The organism is Paenibacillus xylanilyticus, assembly GCF_013359935.1.
Classification (GTDB): Bacteria; Bacillota; Bacilli; order Paenibacillales; family Paenibacillaceae; genus Paenibacillus; species Paenibacillus xylanilyticus.
On sequence record NZ_JABMCB010000201.1, the window covers coordinates 515,578 to 533,354 of the forward strand.

Annotated in this window: 16 protein-coding genes and 1 pseudogene; 16 read left to right on the plus strand and 1 reads right to left on the minus strand. The window is 41.3% G+C overall.

Annotated features, from left to right (window positions below):
- The first annotated feature begins 16 nt into the window (after positions 1–16).
- The 14 genes and pseudogenes from HP552_RS34720 to HP552_RS26670 all read left to right on the plus strand — a co-directional run.
- Positions 17–742 carry a hypothetical protein gene (locus HP552_RS34720; protein WP_217506555.1) on the plus strand — a complete coding sequence of 242 codons (726 nt, stop codon included), beginning with the start codon at positions 17–19 and terminating at the stop codon, positions 740–742.
- Positions 743–820: 78 nt separating this feature from the next.
- On the plus strand, positions 821–1,417 hold the full coding sequence (locus tag HP552_RS26610; protein ID WP_175398359.1) for a chloramphenicol phosphotransferase CPT family protein: 597 nt from the start codon (positions 821–823) through the stop codon (positions 1,415–1,417).
- A gap of 463 nt (positions 1,418–1,880) precedes the next feature.
- The gene (locus HP552_RS26615) at positions 1,881–2,159 is read left to right on the plus strand and encodes a hypothetical protein (protein WP_175398360.1); all 279 of its coding nucleotides are present in this window, start codon (positions 1,881–1,883) and stop codon (positions 2,157–2,159) included.
- Between the two features lie 138 nt (positions 2,160–2,297).
- A complete protein-coding gene (locus HP552_RS26620; protein ID WP_175398361.1) occupies positions 2,298–3,338 on the plus strand; it encodes an ABC transporter substrate-binding protein in 1,041 nt (346 codons plus the stop codon).
- A gap of 1 nt (position 3,339) precedes the next feature.
- The gene (locus HP552_RS26625) at positions 3,340–4,116 is read left to right on the plus strand and encodes a (2Fe-2S)-binding protein (RefSeq protein ID WP_175398362.1); all 777 of its coding nucleotides are present in this window, start codon (positions 3,340–3,342) and stop codon (positions 4,114–4,116) included.
- 45 nt (positions 4,117–4,161) lie between these two features.
- Positions 4,162–5,883, plus strand: a complete 1,722-nt coding sequence (locus tag HP552_RS26630; RefSeq protein WP_175398363.1) for a helix-turn-helix domain-containing protein — start codon at positions 4,162–4,164, stop codon at positions 5,881–5,883.
- A 432-nt stretch (positions 5,884–6,315) separates the two neighbouring features.
- Positions 6,316–8,124: a serine hydrolase domain-containing protein gene (locus HP552_RS26635; RefSeq protein ID WP_175398364.1), complete on the plus strand. Its 1,809-nt coding sequence runs from the start codon at positions 6,316–6,318 to the stop codon at positions 8,122–8,124.
- A gap of 45 nt (positions 8,125–8,169) precedes the next feature.
- The gene (locus tag HP552_RS26640) at positions 8,170–9,981 is read left to right on the plus strand and encodes a serine hydrolase domain-containing protein (RefSeq protein ID WP_175398365.1); all 1,812 of its coding nucleotides are present in this window, start codon (positions 8,170–8,172) and stop codon (positions 9,979–9,981) included.
- Positions 9,982–10,113: 132 nt separating this feature from the next.
- Complete coding sequence (locus tag HP552_RS26645; RefSeq protein WP_175398366.1) at positions 10,114–10,317, plus strand: hypothetical protein; 204 nt, start codon at positions 10,114–10,116, stop codon at positions 10,315–10,317.
- Between the two features lie 306 nt (positions 10,318–10,623).
- Positions 10,624–11,739 (plus strand): site-specific tyrosine recombinase/integron integrase, encoded by a 1,116-nt coding sequence (xerA, locus tag HP552_RS26650; protein ID WP_246311059.1) that lies wholly within the window; start codon positions 10,624–10,626, stop codon positions 11,737–11,739.
- A 163-nt stretch (positions 11,740–11,902) separates the two neighbouring features.
- A complete protein-coding gene (locus tag HP552_RS26655) occupies positions 11,903–12,985 on the plus strand; it encodes a hypothetical protein (RefSeq protein WP_175398367.1) in 1,083 nt (360 codons plus the stop codon).
- A gap of 239 nt (positions 12,986–13,224) precedes the next feature.
- Complete coding sequence (locus HP552_RS26660; RefSeq protein WP_175398368.1) at positions 13,225–13,710, plus strand: DUF6756 family protein; 486 nt, start codon at positions 13,225–13,227, stop codon at positions 13,708–13,710.
- Between the two features lie 258 nt (positions 13,711–13,968).
- Complete coding sequence (locus HP552_RS26665; protein ID WP_175398369.1) at positions 13,969–14,460, plus strand: barstar family protein; 492 nt, start codon at positions 13,969–13,971, stop codon at positions 14,458–14,460.
- Between the two features lie 86 nt (positions 14,461–14,546).
- Positions 14,547–14,651, plus strand: a pseudogene (locus HP552_RS26670) (IS30 family transposase); the annotation flags it as partial.
- A 178-nt stretch (positions 14,652–14,829) separates the two neighbouring features.
- Here the strand turns inward: HP552_RS26670 and HP552_RS26675 are convergent.
- A complete protein-coding gene (locus HP552_RS26675) occupies positions 14,830–15,528 on the minus strand; it encodes a CAP domain-containing protein (protein ID WP_175398370.1) in 699 nt (232 codons plus the stop codon).
- 716 nt (positions 15,529–16,244) lie between these two features.
- Between HP552_RS26675 and HP552_RS26680 the strand changes: the two genes are divergently transcribed.
- Positions 16,245–16,628: a nuclear transport factor 2 family protein gene (locus HP552_RS26680; protein WP_076290123.1), complete on the plus strand. Its 384-nt coding sequence runs from the start codon at positions 16,245–16,247 to the stop codon at positions 16,626–16,628.
- A gap of 191 nt (positions 16,629–16,819) precedes the next feature.
- Positions 16,820–17,572, plus strand: coding sequence for a nucleotidyltransferase domain-containing protein (locus tag HP552_RS26685; RefSeq protein WP_175398371.1), 753 nt, complete (start codon positions 16,820–16,822; stop codon positions 17,570–17,572).
- Positions 17,573–17,777: the final 205 nt, after the last annotated feature.

Sequence of the window (17,777 nt, forward strand, 5' to 3'; positions counted from 1 at the left end):
GAAAGGGGTGGTATGGATGAATCAACAGGAATTCGGCCGTTATTTATTAGCGATGGGCGGAGAAGAATTTGAGCCAGAAGATGATGAAGAGGTTGAAGCAGACCATCTCTACGGATTTTTTCAGTGGTTTATGCCATCGGGAGCAGGCGTTGAACGCGTGTTTGAGCCGATTCCAGACGGCCAGCGTTTCTTGGACAGAATACGTCCGATCTATGAAATGCTGAATCCCGAGGACTTCACCGGCGAATATGTGCCAGGTTATTTCAACGGTGGACATGAGGATGCTTCCGAGGCAGCGCTACGTGGTCTGGGGGAGGAGTTAATTCAAAGATTGAAGGGCCTGTTCTCCATGGTACCGGAGGATGACGAAGTGGCGGACGTAGCTAGGAAAGCAATACACGATTTGGCAAGTCTGACGGAGGTCGTTGTGTTACCGCCAGGTGAAATTGGCAAGTTAGAGCAAAGAGCAATTCAAGGTACGGATGAAGAGGATAGTGAGGTCGTTTACGTAGCGCTTGGAGACCTCCTTCGCTCACGTAGCGATTACAACGAAAATATCGAGCTATTGAGCGAAGCATACTATTCTATCGCTTGCGATTATTGGGTAGCCTATTACTTGCAATGGCCTCGTTATCACGGTTTGCAAGAGGCGGAAGACTGCCTGTATCCTTACTTTGAGTTATATCGCTATGGCTATAATCTGCATTGGACTCAGAGTAAGCTATTTATCGGCAGAAGATAAAGATTGAAAGATCCGATTTTAGTAATACAAGAACGTGCTCTAAAAGATAAGCCAATTTAAAAGATAAGGGTGATTGATGTGGAACGAGGACTCATTATATTTTTGAACGGTACGTCAAGTTCGGGGAAGACCAGCATTGCGGTGGAAATGAAAAAGCAGGGAGACATTCCGTTACATCATTTGTCTGTAGATCAATTTTTCCAAAATTATGACCAGTTTATCGACAATACATATCCAGATATGAAACCAGCAAGAGAATTAGAAGCGAATGTGATGACAGATATCCTTTTCGATCCGATTGTCTCATTGTACTATTCAACCATTAAACTGTTTTCGGAGATGGGTTTGAATGTCATCGTGGATACGGTCATCACCAATGACAAGTGGTTTAACGGTTTTTATGATTTGCTTTCAGATTATCCGATAATGTTTGTAGGCGTACATTGCTCCAAAGAAGAGCTCACCAGAAGAGAGCAGAGCAGGGGAGATCGCGCAATTGGACTTGCTCATTCCCAATTCGACTATATATACTCCTATGATGAATATGATCTGGAAGTGAATACGGAAGAACTAAGTTCAGCAGCATGTGCGGAAAAAATATTAGATTATATGAAGTCTGGTCAGGAATACTCGGCATTTAAAAAGTTAAGCAGAAAAGAGGTTAAAACATCGTAAAAGAATTGAATTCAAGACCAAGGCTGGTAAGCTGGCATTTTGATGATGAGGTGAGATCGGATCAACCGGGAGAATGGAATTGGATAGAGATCACAATGGTTTTCACAGACGGTTCCAGAAGGTGGAGCATCTTATATACACCAGAACGTCTACTAAATAACTTGTCACGACCGGACATTGACCCACCAGGTCTTCATATGCAGCAGCTGATTGTTGTTAGAAGCTATGAAGTGAATGACATTGAGAGAGTCCTAAACGTTTTTGATGAGGAAGATGAATTGATCGAGGCCTCAAGGGAATATCCAGAGTAGCTTCGAAATGATGAGCTCTATATCAGATGTGTTAATACATGTTTCAGGTTTCGAAAAGAAGAAGGGAAGGTTGTCTGATTCTCTATGGAATAGAGAATGGCCTTCCTTTTTTTTTGTACAGGTTGAAATGGCTGCAGAGGGGAGGCAACACTATGAATCCAGAAGATCATATTCAACAAATGTTACAGGCCGTTATTGAAAAAACACAATCTATCATGAACGATAGTCATAAGCAATCCTTCGGCTCTTTGGAATATCTCTGGGAGCACATTATAGAGTATCGGGATGAACGTCAATACATGTCAAACGAGTGGCATATCCGTACACCGCGCTGGCTTGGAGAGTATGGGAATACGCCGGAGGAAGAAGAACTTCTTTCAGACATCTACCGACTGCAAGCGTATATTGCTGAAAATGTAAAGGGCGGATAAGCGGCACATGATGTCGCATTAGTCCGGCTGAAATGTCGCAAAAGTACATGGTAACGCGATGCGGAGATCGTTTATACTCTCTTTATGTTTCGATAATGAAAATCATTATCAATAATATACATAAGGGGGATTTACAAAATGAATCAAGGAACAAAGGGGCAAATGGCAGGTAGTAAGGGCTATGCTGCTCACAAATCACGATTACTCATGGGCTTAATGCTGGTCCTCATTCTTGTCCTGACGGCTTGCGGTGCCGGAGCAGGTACAGATAGCGGCAAACCGTCTGCAGCAACGCCAGCAGAGACACCTGCGAATGAAGAAACCCAGACTGCTGGAGCTTACCCTGTTACGATCACGCACATGAAGGGTGAGCTGACGCTAAAGGAGAAGCCAAAGACCATTGCTGTACTTGATGTCAAATTTCTGGATCAATTGTTAGCGGTTGGCGAGCAGGCAGCAGGTAGTGTTATCGCTGGAGGGAATACCACATTTCCAGAATACTTAAGCGATCAGCTGGGGGACGTACAGGTTCTAGGTACAAGGGACGAGCCCAATCTGGAAGCGATTGTAGCATTGGATCCGGATCTGATATTGATGACTGATTTCCAAGAGAAAGAGTATGAAAATGTTAGTAAAATTGCACCCACAATCGTACTCGACTTCTACGAGGATTGGCGCGATACGTTAGCCACGGTCGCTAAGATTACAGATAAGCAGGACGAGGCAGAGACGGTACGTAAAGCTTATGAGGAAAAAGTCGCAGGTCTGAAGACAAAGCTGTCCGAGAAAATGGGAGATGAAACGGTAGCACTTATTCGTCCGAGAAAGGAAGGCATTCGTGTTCATGGTCTTGAGCATCGGACAGGCGGCATTCTGTATGAGGATTTGGGCTTAAAGGCTCCTGCACTTGTTCAGGAGATCAAAGATGACACCTCTGTTGAAATTTCGATGGAGAAAGTTCCTGATATTGGAGCGGATCGCTATTTCCTGCTGTCTGATGAACTGTTTGCTGCAGAGGCTGAGGTTTTGGAGAGCAGCCCGGTATGGAAATCTCTTGATCCCGTCAAAAATAACCGTGCATATGATGTGAATGCAACACTCTGGATCGCTTACTATGGACCATTAGCCATTAATATTATTGTAGACCAGGCATCGGAAGCCCTGCTCGGATCGAATTAATATGGATCAGTATCTCTCCACTGACTTATGGAAACAAACGGCTGAAGAACATTCGATATGGCTAGGTAAGCCGCCTGAACATAGTGTCCGTACCATTGCTCTGAGCCAGTTACATGAAGAAGCGGCATGCCGAGAATACATCAGTTGGTTACAAGAGTATATCGATGCGCCTGACATGAAGGTGGCCGCTTCAATGTTAGCCAAGCGGATTGGCTATCTGTGGACAGCTCCACTGGTGACCGCGATGACTTTTCATCATCGGCATGTATCTTTTCAGCTGGAGAACAGCTTCCTCTATCATCCAGCGCTCTCAGCTAATGAGGGCGGTACACGATTTCCTTTTCTAGCGGTGAACGGGCTTCAGGCAGAAGCACTGACGGGGGACAGGGAACTGTGGCGGGAAAAGGTGCTAGAGGAGATGTTTGCGGTACAGCTTACACCGCTGTTAAAGACACTTGCTGCGATTGCGCCTCTTTCGATGAGTATTCTCTGGGAGAATATCATGGTCCGCATTGGCTCGCTGTATACGCCTGATGCAGACGATGCTGGGCAGGAAAGCCAGCACATCCGGACTGATTTTTCATATCTGACGCTAGGTGCGCCAGGGCAGGTGTTCGGTGTAAAACGTAATCCGTTTATCCGATTTACAGAAAATAAGGGCAACGTTCCTGTTGCGAAAAACAAGCGCATCACGTGCTGCTTTTATTATCAGATGTCGGGGGAATATTGCAGAAAATGTCCGAAAATTGACAATGAGAATGAATCTCAATTAAAATGACAGCAGCAACAACCTTACCTTTGCTATTGTCAGGAGATGAGAGAAATGCCGCTGCAAGAACAGACAAGTCTATGGAGCGATACGACGGTCAAGATGCTTGACGTGCATAGTGGTACGTTGCAGCCAGGCAGTATTCTTAGCGAAACCGAATTAACATCGAATCTGTTGCTGCTGGCAGGCGGCGGAGAAGGGGAGCTTGCAATGAATGGTGAAGTTCGCCACATTGGAGCTTCTTTTGCTGCTCATGTGATTCAGGGATCTTCCTTTACGCTGACTGCCAGCTCAGGCAACATGGATTATATCGTGATCATGTATAAGGCAACCTCCATAGAGATAGTCTCCCTTGTTTTGCCTTCGCATCGCAAGCACCCGCTGCGCACTTCGTTTGTTCAGAACGCAGGTCCACAAGCAGAATGGGTTCAGATGGCAGAAAAGATCGCAGCGAAATGGAGTCGGGGCGAAGGGCTGGAACGTTTTCACGCCAATGCGCTGCTGCAGGGGATGCTCTACGAACTAATTATGGAGTATGAACGTGGTCAAGGTGGAGCAGAGTCCGACATGGTGGATGTTGTCGCAGCGTATATAGCGGGGCATTATCGTCAGAATCTGGAGCTCAAAGAGCTGGCTGCACTTGCTGGATGCAGCGTAAGACAGCTGCAGCGACGGTTCAAACAAGAGAAGCAGCTCGGACCGATGGAGTATGTCATCCAGCTGCGTATGGAGAGTGCATCGCGGATGCTGCGTCATACGGATGCTCCCATCGGCGAAATTGCTGACCGAATGGGCTATCGTGACATGTATTATTTCAGCAGGGCGTTTAAGAAATATCATGGAGTTCCGCCGCAGTTCTATAGGCAAACTGCTGCTTCGAGAGCCAGCGCTCTCTCTGTGTATTCCTTGCCGCAGAATCGCATGGCATCTTGGTATGAGTCGTCACATGGCCCCGTAATTTGCCATATGCGAGGTCAATATAATGTCACCATGTCACCAAGGCGTATCGCCGTACTCGATGTTCAATATGCGGATCATTTGCTCGCGCTTGGGATGTCCCCGGCAGGAAGTGTAGGAGCGGGAAATGCAGCGTTCCATTTCCCTCAATACATTCGGGCAAGACTTCAGGATACCGAATTGCTCGGAACGTATGAGTACCCCAATCTGCCAGCTGTGGAACGACTGTCTCCGGATCTGATTATATGTACCGAGGTGCATGAACCACACTATGAACGGTTAAGCCGGATCGCTCCGGTTCTCATGTTTAAGCGCAATGAGAGCTGGCAAACCATTCTGAGCCTGTTTGGTGAATTGACAGGCAAGCGAGCAGAGGCCAAGCGGATACTTGCGGATTATCATCGACGAACTGCATTGCTGTCAGAAGAACTTGCTCCAGTACTGGCGGGTAAGAGCGTGGCATTGATTCGTCCGTTTGAGTCCATGGTTCGGGTACATACGGCCTCTCACCGTACAGGTGCTGTGCTGTACCGCGACCTGGGTCTGCCTGCCCCGTTATTTGTAGCCGATCCTTCCGACACGGCTTATCATATTTCAGTCGATAGACTGCCGGCTGTACATGCCAGCCACTACTTTTTGCTTAGCAGCGAAATCATGCAGGAGGGAATGTCAGCGACAGAGCAAAGTGTCTGGGGCATGCTGGATACGAATGAGCGACAGCATATATACTCGGTAGATGCCGCGACATGGATTGGTTGTTATGGACCCACAGGCATCAATGGCATTATCGATCAGATCGCTCAGGCTTTGTTGGCGTGAGAGGTGGTTTATTTTTGAGGAGAAACACATCCCGCTTGTAGGGCTGTCCCTTAAGGCATCAATGTTAAGAAATAGTTATATAACAGAAACAGCATCTATATTCCGAAAGGATCGGAAGGCCTACTTATTCCCTATTTGGGATGATGAAGGGCCTTCCTTTTTGTTCTTCAGAGATTCAGAGAAAACAATCTGATTAGAATTTACGGTCATCCAAGAATGGATGAGGATACATTACGAAAACGCTTTATTTTGTAATAAAATTACTGTTATACTAAATGAAAGATTCAAGTGATACATATTTCTAAAAATGTTTTAGTCAGCTTAATAATCGTGATGAAATTCACAAAGAACTACTTTATAGACTTACATAGAATTAAGGTTTGAGGAAGGTGGTTAGGTTCGATCTTATTTGATGTTAAAGGAGAGTTGCTGATGCAGAATAATCGTCAGAAAGTTCGTAGTTTTCACACGGTAAACAAAGTAATCGCTTGTATTCTGTCACTTGTATTCGTCCTTGTCGCATGTGCGGTACCTGTCTATGCTGAAGAAGAACAGATTCAGACTACACCATCCAGGATTCCTTTAACAGAGTTAGAGGACACGATTGATTCTTATGTGGCTACGAATCAGAAAAATACCGCTGCTGTTTCAATTGTGGCTATCAAGAATGGTGAAACGATTTTTAATAAGGCCTATGGCTATGCAGATATTGAACAACAGAGAAAGGCGGATAGCTCTACTGTTTTTGAATGGGGTTCAGTCACTAAACTGTTGGTCTGGACGAGTGTCATGCAGCTTGTCGAGCAGGGAAAGCTTGATTTGGATACCGATATTAAGGAATATCTGCCGAAAGGATTTTTAAAGAAGCTGGAATATGATGCCCCCATTACGCTATTAGACCTCATGAATCACCAAGCGGGTTGGGAAGATAAAATGATAGATTTATGGTATCTATCCGAGAATCAAGTTATGGATCTAGGAGAAACGTTGCAAAAATTCGAACCTAAACAGATCTATGAACCGAGGAGCGTATTGGCTTATTCAAACTATGGTGTTGCTATGGCTGCCTACATTGTAGAAGTGCAAAGCGGACAACCTTTTTACGAATATGTTAATGAACATATATTCAAACCACTCGATATGAAAGAAACTACAATTCATCCGTCACATCAAGATCGACCAGACCTCATGCTGAGAAGAGATCAGGTTCAAGGGTATACGGCTAATGTGGAACTCATCCCCAAGACCAAAGTTTATATGAACATATATCCTGCAGGAGGTGCCATGGGCACAGCAGAAGATGCAGCAAAATTTCTTGCGGCCCTGATGCCGATCAATCATGGTCATTTATTATTCAAGAACAAAGAAACCTTAAAGGAAATGCTGTCAACCAGTCTATATTATGATGGAACTTCTATCCCTCGAATCGCTCATGGTTTCATTGAGGTAGAGTACTGGACACCTGCACTGGAACACGGTGGAAATACATTGGGTTTTTCGAATAAATTGGTTTTTGACCCCAAATCTAATTTTGGATTAGTTGTGATGACCAACCAGTTTGAAGAAGAGGTTTATTGTTTTGGTCTTGTCCAGAAATTGTTCGGAAATAATTACAGAACTAGCACTGTTACCTCTGGAAACGATGGATATTATCTCACTACACGACGTTCCGGTTCTGGATTTACTAAGTTCTATGCGTATCTTTTAATGGAAAAGTACTCCACATTTGAGCTTAGTAACTTCACCAATGTTGTTGAGAAGGATGGTATCGTTGAGAAAGTCTCTTTTACATACAATGATTATGTACGTGTAAAAAGTTCAACGTTGCTCTTGATCATTGCCACCTTCATAGCTCTTGCAGTAGCCACTGTTTTCAATTTGAGAGCTATTATTGGCTATATGTTCCGGTTATCCAAATACAAATCAAAAAAATGGGAAAGACCCGGGACAGGGTTTGATAAATATCATGTTGCCATTAATGTTGCTGGTCTGGCATTCGTGCTGAATAATGCAGTTCTATACATGAGAGCAGTGAGTTTAGACTCCTCCTATTCTTCATTACGTATCCATCTTATCTTCAATCTAATATATGTGATTCTAGCTTTAGCATATCTTGTCTTGCTCATCTACAAACTTTGGAAGATAAGTTACAGCAAGAAGAGGAAGGCTGTATACATCATGTCTGGCGTGTCAGCTTTACTATTTGCTGCTTTCATTGTGGGATGGGAGTTATATTTTTAGAACCCAAGAAAGCCGGATTTATATAATGCTGAAGGAGAGTAGCTGATGCAGAAAAATGGCCAAAAAGATCGCAGCTATCACACGGTAAACAAAGTAATCGCTTGTGTTCTGTCACTCGTATTCGTCATTATCGCATGTGCGGTACCTGCCTACGCCGAAGAACAACAGGTTGAGACTACACCATCCAGGATTTCTTTATCCGAGTTAGAGGAAACGATTGATTCTTATGTTGCGTCGTATGAGAAGTATACGGCTGCCGTTTCGGTTGTGGCTGTCAAAGATGGCGAATTCATAGTGAATAAGGCATATGGCTTTGCGGATATTGAGAATCAGCGAAAGGCGGAACCATCCACTGTTTTTGAATGGGCTTCCATCTCTAAACTGTTGGTCTATACGAGTGTGATGCAGCTTGTTGAACAAGGGAAGCTTGATCTGGATACGGATATAAGAGAATATCTGCCAGAAGGATTTTTCAAAAAGCTCAAATACGATGAACCGATTACCCTATTGAACCTGATGCATCACAATGCGGGTTGGGAAGATCAAACAGTTACCGAAGTGTATTATTACGACGAGAATGAAGATTATGATTTAGGAGAAACGCTGCGTAAAAATGAGCCGAAACAGATATACAAACCGAATAGCGTCGTCGGTTATTCGAACTATGGCGTTGGTCTAGGCGGTTACATCGTGGAATTGGTAAGTGGCCAACCTTATTATGAATATGTTAATCAACATATTTTTGAACCGCTTCATATGAACGACACTACGGTTCATCCAACGGGGCAGGATCGCCCAGACCTCGTGCAAAGAAGGAATGAGATTGAAGGGTATACGAAAAATTTGGAACTCATCCCTGAGAACAGAGTATACGTAACGTTCTATCCTACAGGTGCAGCTATGGGGACAGCAGAAGATTTAGGGAAATTCCTTGCAGCGCTGATGCCTGTTGATGATAGCCATGTATTATTTGCTAAGAGGGATACACTAGACGAAATGTTGTCAACCAGTCTGTATTATGACGAGACTTCGATTCCTCGATTTGCGCATGGATTTGCTCAGATGGAATATTGGGTACCTACACTGCTTCATGAGGGGAATTTAAAAGGCTTTTCAAGCAAAGTTGTCTTTGATCCAGTATCCAAATTTGGAATGGTGGTCATGACAAACATTGCGTTTGAGGAAGTCTATTATTATGGACTTATTAGCAAGATTTTCGGTAACAGCACATACGTTAATTCGGTTACTTCTGAGGGAGGAGGATATTTTCAATCCGCAAGGCGGCCCGCCTCTAGATTTACCGATTTATTTAGGCAGCTGGATATAACCAAATTTTCAAAAGCGGAGTTAAGTAGTCTTTATAATGTGGTCGAGCATAATGGCGTTGTTGAGAAAATTTCCTACACTCCTTACATGGATTACTTGCCTGTATCGAGTCTAAAGGTGAACTTGATTGCAATATCTCTTATTCCCGTTGCGCTAGCTATCATTTACAGCTTAGGTGCTTTGATCGGTTACATAATCCGGATGCTTCTTTACAAGCTTAAAAAACGAGGAAATCCTCCAACCCATTTTGATAAATATTATCTAGCCATTAATTTCGTAGGTGGGCTGCTCCTTCTTAATCTTTTTATTATCTTTACCAGACTTCCAAGTTATCCTGCTTATTCTTCATTACGCATCAATTTAGGGTTTAACCTGCTATATGTAGTTTTGGCAGTGGCGTACCTTGGCCTGCTCATTTACAAACTGCGGAAGAGCAGTTACGGCAAAAAGCAAAAGGTGATGTATATCCTGTCCGGCATCTCGGCTTTCATCTTGGCTGCTTTTGTTGTGGGATGGGATTTGTATGTTTAGAAAAGTAGGAATGGATAAATGGATGACTTAAGCATATGGAGAGATGCCATGGTTAGACTTCGTAATGCTGATCTCAGGGTGCGAGATGTAAAAAGCGAGCTATTCATAGATCAGAGATAAGGAGGCCACAGAATGGGAATTAAAATGCTGTTTGGCGTGGGGTTAGTCTTCGATACACCGGAATTCGGAACCATCGTTATGGGGGCCAATGAAGAGTTGGATGAACAACTTCCGTCAACAATCAAAGAGATGATCGGTGACCAGATTATCATAAAAAAATGGACGGGGAAGAGCAAGTGTATGGAGTCATTTCTATTCAAATTAATCATTCTATAGCCGGCAAAAAGAATATCGGTATATGTTTGGGGAAAGAGATATCCCCCGACGAAATATCTGCTGGTTCAATCGTCTACTGTTATTCATCAGGACAAATTGATCAGTAGTGCAGGCTTGAGTAGATGCTATGGAGTAGAGGTTTGTCATTGAACTTGCTATGCTCATCTCTACTTTTACAACATCATAAATGTTCCGAAAGCATCGGAAGGTCATCTGATTCCCTATTGGGGATGAAGAGATCCTTCCTTTTTTTATTTCTCAGAATTTCGGAGAAAACATAACTATGCAAATAAGGGAGAGTTTCCGATGAATGAACATGCTAAATATGAAGAGAAGATTACTATAACGAAAGGTTCCACAGACTCACTGCACATTCGCATCCCATACAACCCAGCATATATTCAGCGTATTCGCCAGATTACGGGCAGACAGTGGGAATCCAAATTGAAAGTATGGATCATCCCCTACACTATCGCTGCTGTTCAGGAGTTCATAAATCAGTTCGATCCAAATGATGTTCAGATTCCCCCGGAGTTGTGGGTTGAGAATGAAGAACTGCAGCAATGGAAAGCTAGTAAGGGAAACAACCAGTGGAGCAAAGAACCGTTACAGAAGGCGCTAAAGTTACGAGGATACAGCCGCAAAACGATTAAAGCGTATTGTAATCAGGTCGAACGTTTTCTGAGTAGCTTTCCACTTAAAAGTATGGATGTGACTACATCCAATGTTCAGACGTATTGTTTAGGTTTGCTTGAGCAAGGGATCTCCCATTCAAGTGTGAATCAGACGATTAGCGCGCTCCGCTTCTATTGCAAACATGTGCTCCTTCAACCTACAGATATCCAGTATATTCGTCCCAAGAAGCAGACCAAGCTTCCACAAGTGCTGTCCGAACAGGAAATTGCTCAATTACTCAAATCCGTAACCAACCCTAAACATAAGGCCATATTGTTTCTGACCTATTCTTCCGGGCTTCGTGTAGGCGAAGTTGTGCGTCTGCGTTGCAGCGATCTGGATATTGAAAGGAAAACAATCATCGTGAGACAGGGGAAGGGGCAAAAGGATCGGAGGACGCTTCTTTCAAATCTCGCCTGGGATATCGTGCAGAAATACATAGCTGAATATAGACCCAATCGTTGGCTGTTTCCGGGGCAATCTTCTGAACGACATCTTACCGAGCGGAGCGTGCAGAAGGTGTTTGAAGAAGCAAGGCGACGTTCAGGAATTGAGAAAAAGGTAAGTATTCATGCTCTGAGACACTCCTTCGCCACTCATTTACTAGAAAACGGGACAGATCTACGATACATTCAGGAGCTACTCGGTCATACGAGTGCACGAACAACTCAGCGTTATACGCATGTTAGCACGAAAAATATCCAGCGTATTCAAAGCCCGCTGGATCGGATGGATTTGGGAGAATAGGGCTACTCTAATTTTCCCTTTTTCTCCAAACTTTTCTTCGCAAATGTAACATTTTGGGTTATCATATACGTAGTTCGGATAACGTACAGGATGTGTGGTATTCACAAAAGTACATAAATTAGATGTTAGGCGAAATTAACTTAAATTCATTAAAGGAGAACATATGAAAGACTTAAAAGAATATTGGGTGTTCTTTCCACTGAAAGGGATTGACATAAGCGCAAAGGATATTGAGATTGAATCGCCGCTCTTCGGAGACGCAACGATTATTTCTAAGAAGAATATAAAACAAATTGTAGAAAAACTTAGGTCAGATAAAGAGAGTAACTTTTCCAATCATTTAGATGAAATTTCATATATGCTTAAAAACATCACCTTTAAAGAAAGTTTTCATTCATTTCTGTGTGTTAAACGGAAGGGTAGTTTGTCAGGTGATAAATATGATCAGATAGCGAGTTTGAAGAGTCATGCGAAAGATAGAGCATACGAGATTACAGCACTTTTAACTTTATTGATTTGGGCAAGTAACTCAATTAATCATTTTGTTGGATTGAGTGAACAGTTTTTACGCAAAACAGAGGTTGCTACTCTTTTTGATTTCAATGAAAAATCTATTTCAATTTCATTTACCGGGGATTCATCGAATATTATATCTGGCAGGCTCGGATTAAATAATGGCAAGGAAGATTTAATAGTCTTTACAAGAGCTGACCTAAATAGTCTTTTGAATGAAGACAGATATAGAACTTTAACAGAGATAGTAATAAATAGAAAGAATAAAACTGTTATCCAGGCTTGCATTAAGATCGTTGAAGCAATTCATTCTTTAAATACATCTACGAAACTATTAGATGCCATAACAGCAATAGAAGTTCTATTATTGGAGCAAGGTGAGAATTACGATAAATTTAAGAAGCGAATTGAAATATTGATAGGCAAAGACAATGTAGGTAGATTTCGAATTGATGAATTATTAAAGGCAAGAAATTTCTACGTTCACCGTGGAGATAGTGTTTCAAATCCTAACGATGCATACGATGCAATAAAATTATCATTCGTATGTTTAATTGCAATCTCTAATATCTCGGATAACTTCAAAGGGAAGCAGTCAATAGTTAAATATCTAGATTTTATTAATGAGTCAGAGAAAGTACAAAGTTATTTTGAGGAAGATGATGTGAAAATACTAAAGAATTTAAATAAGCATAAATTGATTGAACTTAATTTGTATGAAATCCTTAAATGAGAAGTATATTCATGGAAGAAGTTAAAATCGCCTAACACCATATTCACGCTTAGGGGCATTCACCCCTCGGTCTGCCCGATGAGATTGACAGGGAAGTGGATTCAGGCAGACACACCTGCGAGCCTAAGTCCTGTCGGACCCGGCAACTTTGCTGCCTTAAGCCTCTCGGCGTCGTGAATACACGAACGTTATATGAAATACGAGCACAGCCAATACAATAATGACATTAGGAGATTTCAATGAGCTTAAACCAGATATCTGTAAGATATGAAATCGATGAACTATGTAAAAGAAATAATATTACTAAAGAATTTCTATCTGAAGTTAATAAATACCAGTGGGAAAGTATCTTATATAACATTGAAGAACGTTTTCTAACTAAAGCTCACTACTCTCATAACCTTCATTGGGGATGGAACAGATTTAGGGAACCTAACTATGCTTCAGCCTTAAAACCATATAAATGCTTTACAGAAATAATTGAAGATGAGTATATTTGGTTTTTAGCTGAAGATGTGTACGACAAGATATGGATATATGAAGGAAATAGCAAATTCATATTTGAACAAGTCATTCCTGAACTTTGTCAGCTGCGTGAATACTACTTAGTATCGAAAAAGTATCATTGGATTGTTTGTGAAGATCATCATAGGATTTTACATTTTCAAGGAAATGATGTTGTTGAACGAATGATAAGATTTGAAAAGAAATATAAAACAAAATGATCTTTTGAGTGTAAATCATAATATAGTCTATTCGTCGAGGATGGCAGTTTAATTATCGGACATTGCGATAATATTGCTGGATTATTAGAAACGAACATTAGTGAAACTACGGATGAGGATTACTACGATCTCAGTTTTATTAATTTTCATTTCGCTGACTTTAAACAGATTTGCTCAAACCGAAAGTATCCCATAAGTAATTTATACATACTTATTTTAGATCATTGTGGTAATAAGATAGGTAATTATTATTTTGTATTGAATACTCAGAAAGCATTCACCTCTTCAGATTTAAAAGATGGGCGAGATGTTAATATTGCTGGTTATCTTCCAATTGCTCTTTCTATGGAAATTCTAAGACTCTGGGATCTTGGTAGAGAGTTAAAACAAAAAAATATTTGGTCTCAATTTACTAACCACCAACGCGAGATCTGGATGGAGATAATCAGAAATCGCGATAATTGTTGTAAAATCTCCAGTAATATTCAGGACATAACTAATCAAACGTACTATGTTGATGGTCGACATATCACAGATAAGATTTCTTTTTATTTTGCGCTGGGTGAATCCATCAATGGCCCTGGAGGTTATTTTGGCGGATGTCTGGACAGCTTGTCAGATTGCTTGTGCGGAGGTTTTGGTGTGAAACCACCTTTTACGATTGAAATCAATGGATTTGCTAATAAATGCGAAATAATTGAGAATATTTTAGAATTGCTTAACGAACATAATGTTAAAATCAAACTTTAAAACTAAAAATGATTTTTTGAAAGTTGATCGAAGAAGACACCGACATCTTATAACAAAATATTCAAGCAGTAGCTCCTTTCGAGCCAGCATTGGAGCGTTCGCTTCATTTAATCAACCATCGCCCTCGGAAATGTCCGGGCTGGAAAACTGCTCACGAATCTTTCACAGAGGAACCGTCGCACTTGGTTTGACAATCAGCCACATAAAAACGGTAGGTGAAATTAATGCAAATAAGATGAAGGTGGATAATGCTTACAATTTTATTCGGTTCGAGGAAACAAAACTGTGGCGTATGCAGGATCTGTAAGTATCAAAAACCCGACATAAATTGCGGGTTTTTGATACTTTATTGTTGGGAGATGAAAGGCGCTACCCAGTAAATTCCTGGACCCATGTGTTGTTATAATAAGCAATACCGATATGAGTATAACTATTATTCAGTATATTTGCTTTGTGGCCAGGGCTATTCATCCACTCCTTCATAACCTGGGCAGGGGTGGTTTGCCCTTTTGCAATGTTTTCTCCAGCGGTATTATATGTGATCCCGAATTCCTTCATCATATCGAAGGGGGATCCATGTGTTGGCGAATTATGATCAAAGTAACTGTTGTTGTACATGTCCTGTGCCTTGACCATAGCCACATTTGACAATTCTTCATTCCTACTCAAGGAACTTAAGGCCCTTTCTTGATTGACCAGATCCAGCACCTGCTGCTCAAAATCTGTTTTATCCGTAGTATTTTTTTTATCTTCCTGTACTTGTCCTGTTGGCTCCTTTTTTTCAGGATTTCCTGCAGGTGCCTGGTTTACTGGATTTCCATCCGGTGTTCGAATCAGATCCAACAAATCCAATGGAATTCCATTTTGGGCTTCTTTTGTTGTAATAGATCTCTCTTGCCAAGATGTAGCTGTTGATGATGCCTGTGTGAGGACAGGGTTTGGTGCAGCAGCATGATCATGAATTGAAATTTGTTTTTGCTCAGGAGTCACTTGTTTTTGCATCATATTGTTATGGGACGAACAGCCTGCCACCAATAATAATATTGTTAAAACGAAAAACTTTGCCATTTGCCAACCTCCTAAATCCGTTAGTTAATGAAGTTCCCGGATTTATGTTTTCCTGTATGCCATTTACTTATTCCTAATATGGTTCTCTCCTTATCCAGTACTTTTTTATGATCGATACCATTTAGATCGCCTTGTCTTTTTTTGTGTTTCGAGGAAAGCAGAGCGTGTTGCGAATGGTTATGGATAAAGAAGGCCATATCGGGTCATAAATGCATCACGGGATGAATGTTATCTATTTCAATGGGATTCCTGATGATTGGAGTATTTCGATGGATAATTGGGAGAATCTACTCAAACTAATTCACTCATTCATTATTGCCGCGAGATACAGTGTACTTTTTGAAGTCCTGCTTAACTAAACGCCTCCGTTGGTGGGATAGACAATTTTATAGGTTATAAACCATATGCTGCATCATATAAAAAAAACTGAAAGCTAGTATTTGATAATTCGATGAAGTCAGCAACTGCGTTTAACACAGTATTCAAGCTGCGGGGCTATCGCCCCTTGATTGACAGATGTATAATCATGGAAGAAATCTCAGTCAACAAACGCCCCAGCCTAAGATAAGAGCGGAATCAGGCGACAACCACTGAGAGGCAAGTCCTGACGGACCCAGTCGCTACGCTCCTTTAACCCTCTCGGATTCGTGAATACAGCAACGTTATCTGAAATCAGGACAAATATGTAATATCAAAATCTAGGAGTTTGATTCGACATGGAGAACTCAAATTTAAAAGATCTTATTGAAAAATACCTGAGCGCATATAATACGTTTAACATTGATGGAATGATAGGAGTTTTGAATGAAAATATTCATTTTCGAAACATTTCTAAAGGTGAAGTGAATTCGGAAACAAAGGGGATTCAGGAATTTCGCACATTAGCAGAGCAGTCAATTCAGGTATTTTCTCAAAGGCGTCAAGTAATAAAGAACATTATTTTCGCAGGAGATAAAGCAGAGGTTGACATTGATTATGAGGGAATATTGTCCAGTGATCTCCCTAATGGAATGAAGGCAGGAGAAACATTAAAACTTCAAGGGAAATCAATATTTCAAATGAAAGATAAGAAGTTAATACTGATTGAAGATCATAGTTGAAACATTATTGAAAGTTATTCATAGATTACCCTGAAATCAGATAACAATATATTCATTCATCGAGCATACGCCCTCGGTCCGGCAGAAGCATTTCAGGGAAGCAGAGGCTGCCGGACATATTTGGCATACGCCAAGCGTCGTGAATGCGGGAACGTTAGCCGAAGTAAGTTCTTAGTTTAGGAGGAGTCTATATGATACTTGAAAAAGTTATAAATAGAATTGAAATACAAAGTGAATATAAGGATTTGGTTGATAAGTATATAGGTCAGATCCTTACCGAATTTAAAGGTAAGATTCATAGCGTTTATATGTGTGGCTCGATTCCAAAAGGTACCGCTAAACCTTTTAAGTCAGATGCGGACTTTACTATTGTCTGTGTAAATCCCAAAGATATTGATTACGAAAGATTGACAATTATTAAAGACAGGCTTTTGAAAGAATATCCCTTCGTCACTAAGATTGATACGATCATTTGCTCGATTGACGATGTATTAAGTAAACCGAATGAGTGGGGTTTTTGGGTTAAGATCATTTGTGTTTGCGTATATGGTGATGATATTGGTGAAAAAGTACCACCGATCGTTATTTCTCCAGCGTTCATTCTAGACTTAAATACAGAGACCAAGGAAGAAGTAGATCGTGTACGTCGTTCACTTTCTACTGCTAGTGATCACACGATGCAAACTAGATATATTAAAGGGTATTCGAAGAGATTAATTCGTGCATTATACTCTTTGGTTATAGTAGATACAGGTGTATGGCAAGATGACATTATTGAGATGAAGAATGACATAATAAACTATTGCGAGATTGACCCCGCTTTAGTTGAGTATCTGTATGCTTGTTACTTGGATAGTGATGTACTAGTTGAAGAGTTTCTGGGAATTGCAGATGAAGTATATAGCTATTTTGAGAATGCCTTAAATACTATGAGAAAATCATAAAGCAGTTTAAAAATTGCGATATCAGTACGGCTCGATACTCGACTCAGTATCTTAGTGGACTAAGCCGAGTATGCACTAAATTTCATAGTTGGCCAGGAACTCACTTGGTTACTTATCATAGCGAGGGTTATACTAGTATATAATGTTAGCTATCTTAGGCTGCTTCGTTATGCCGCGCATCATAGCCTGGTTTTAACAAGCTCCT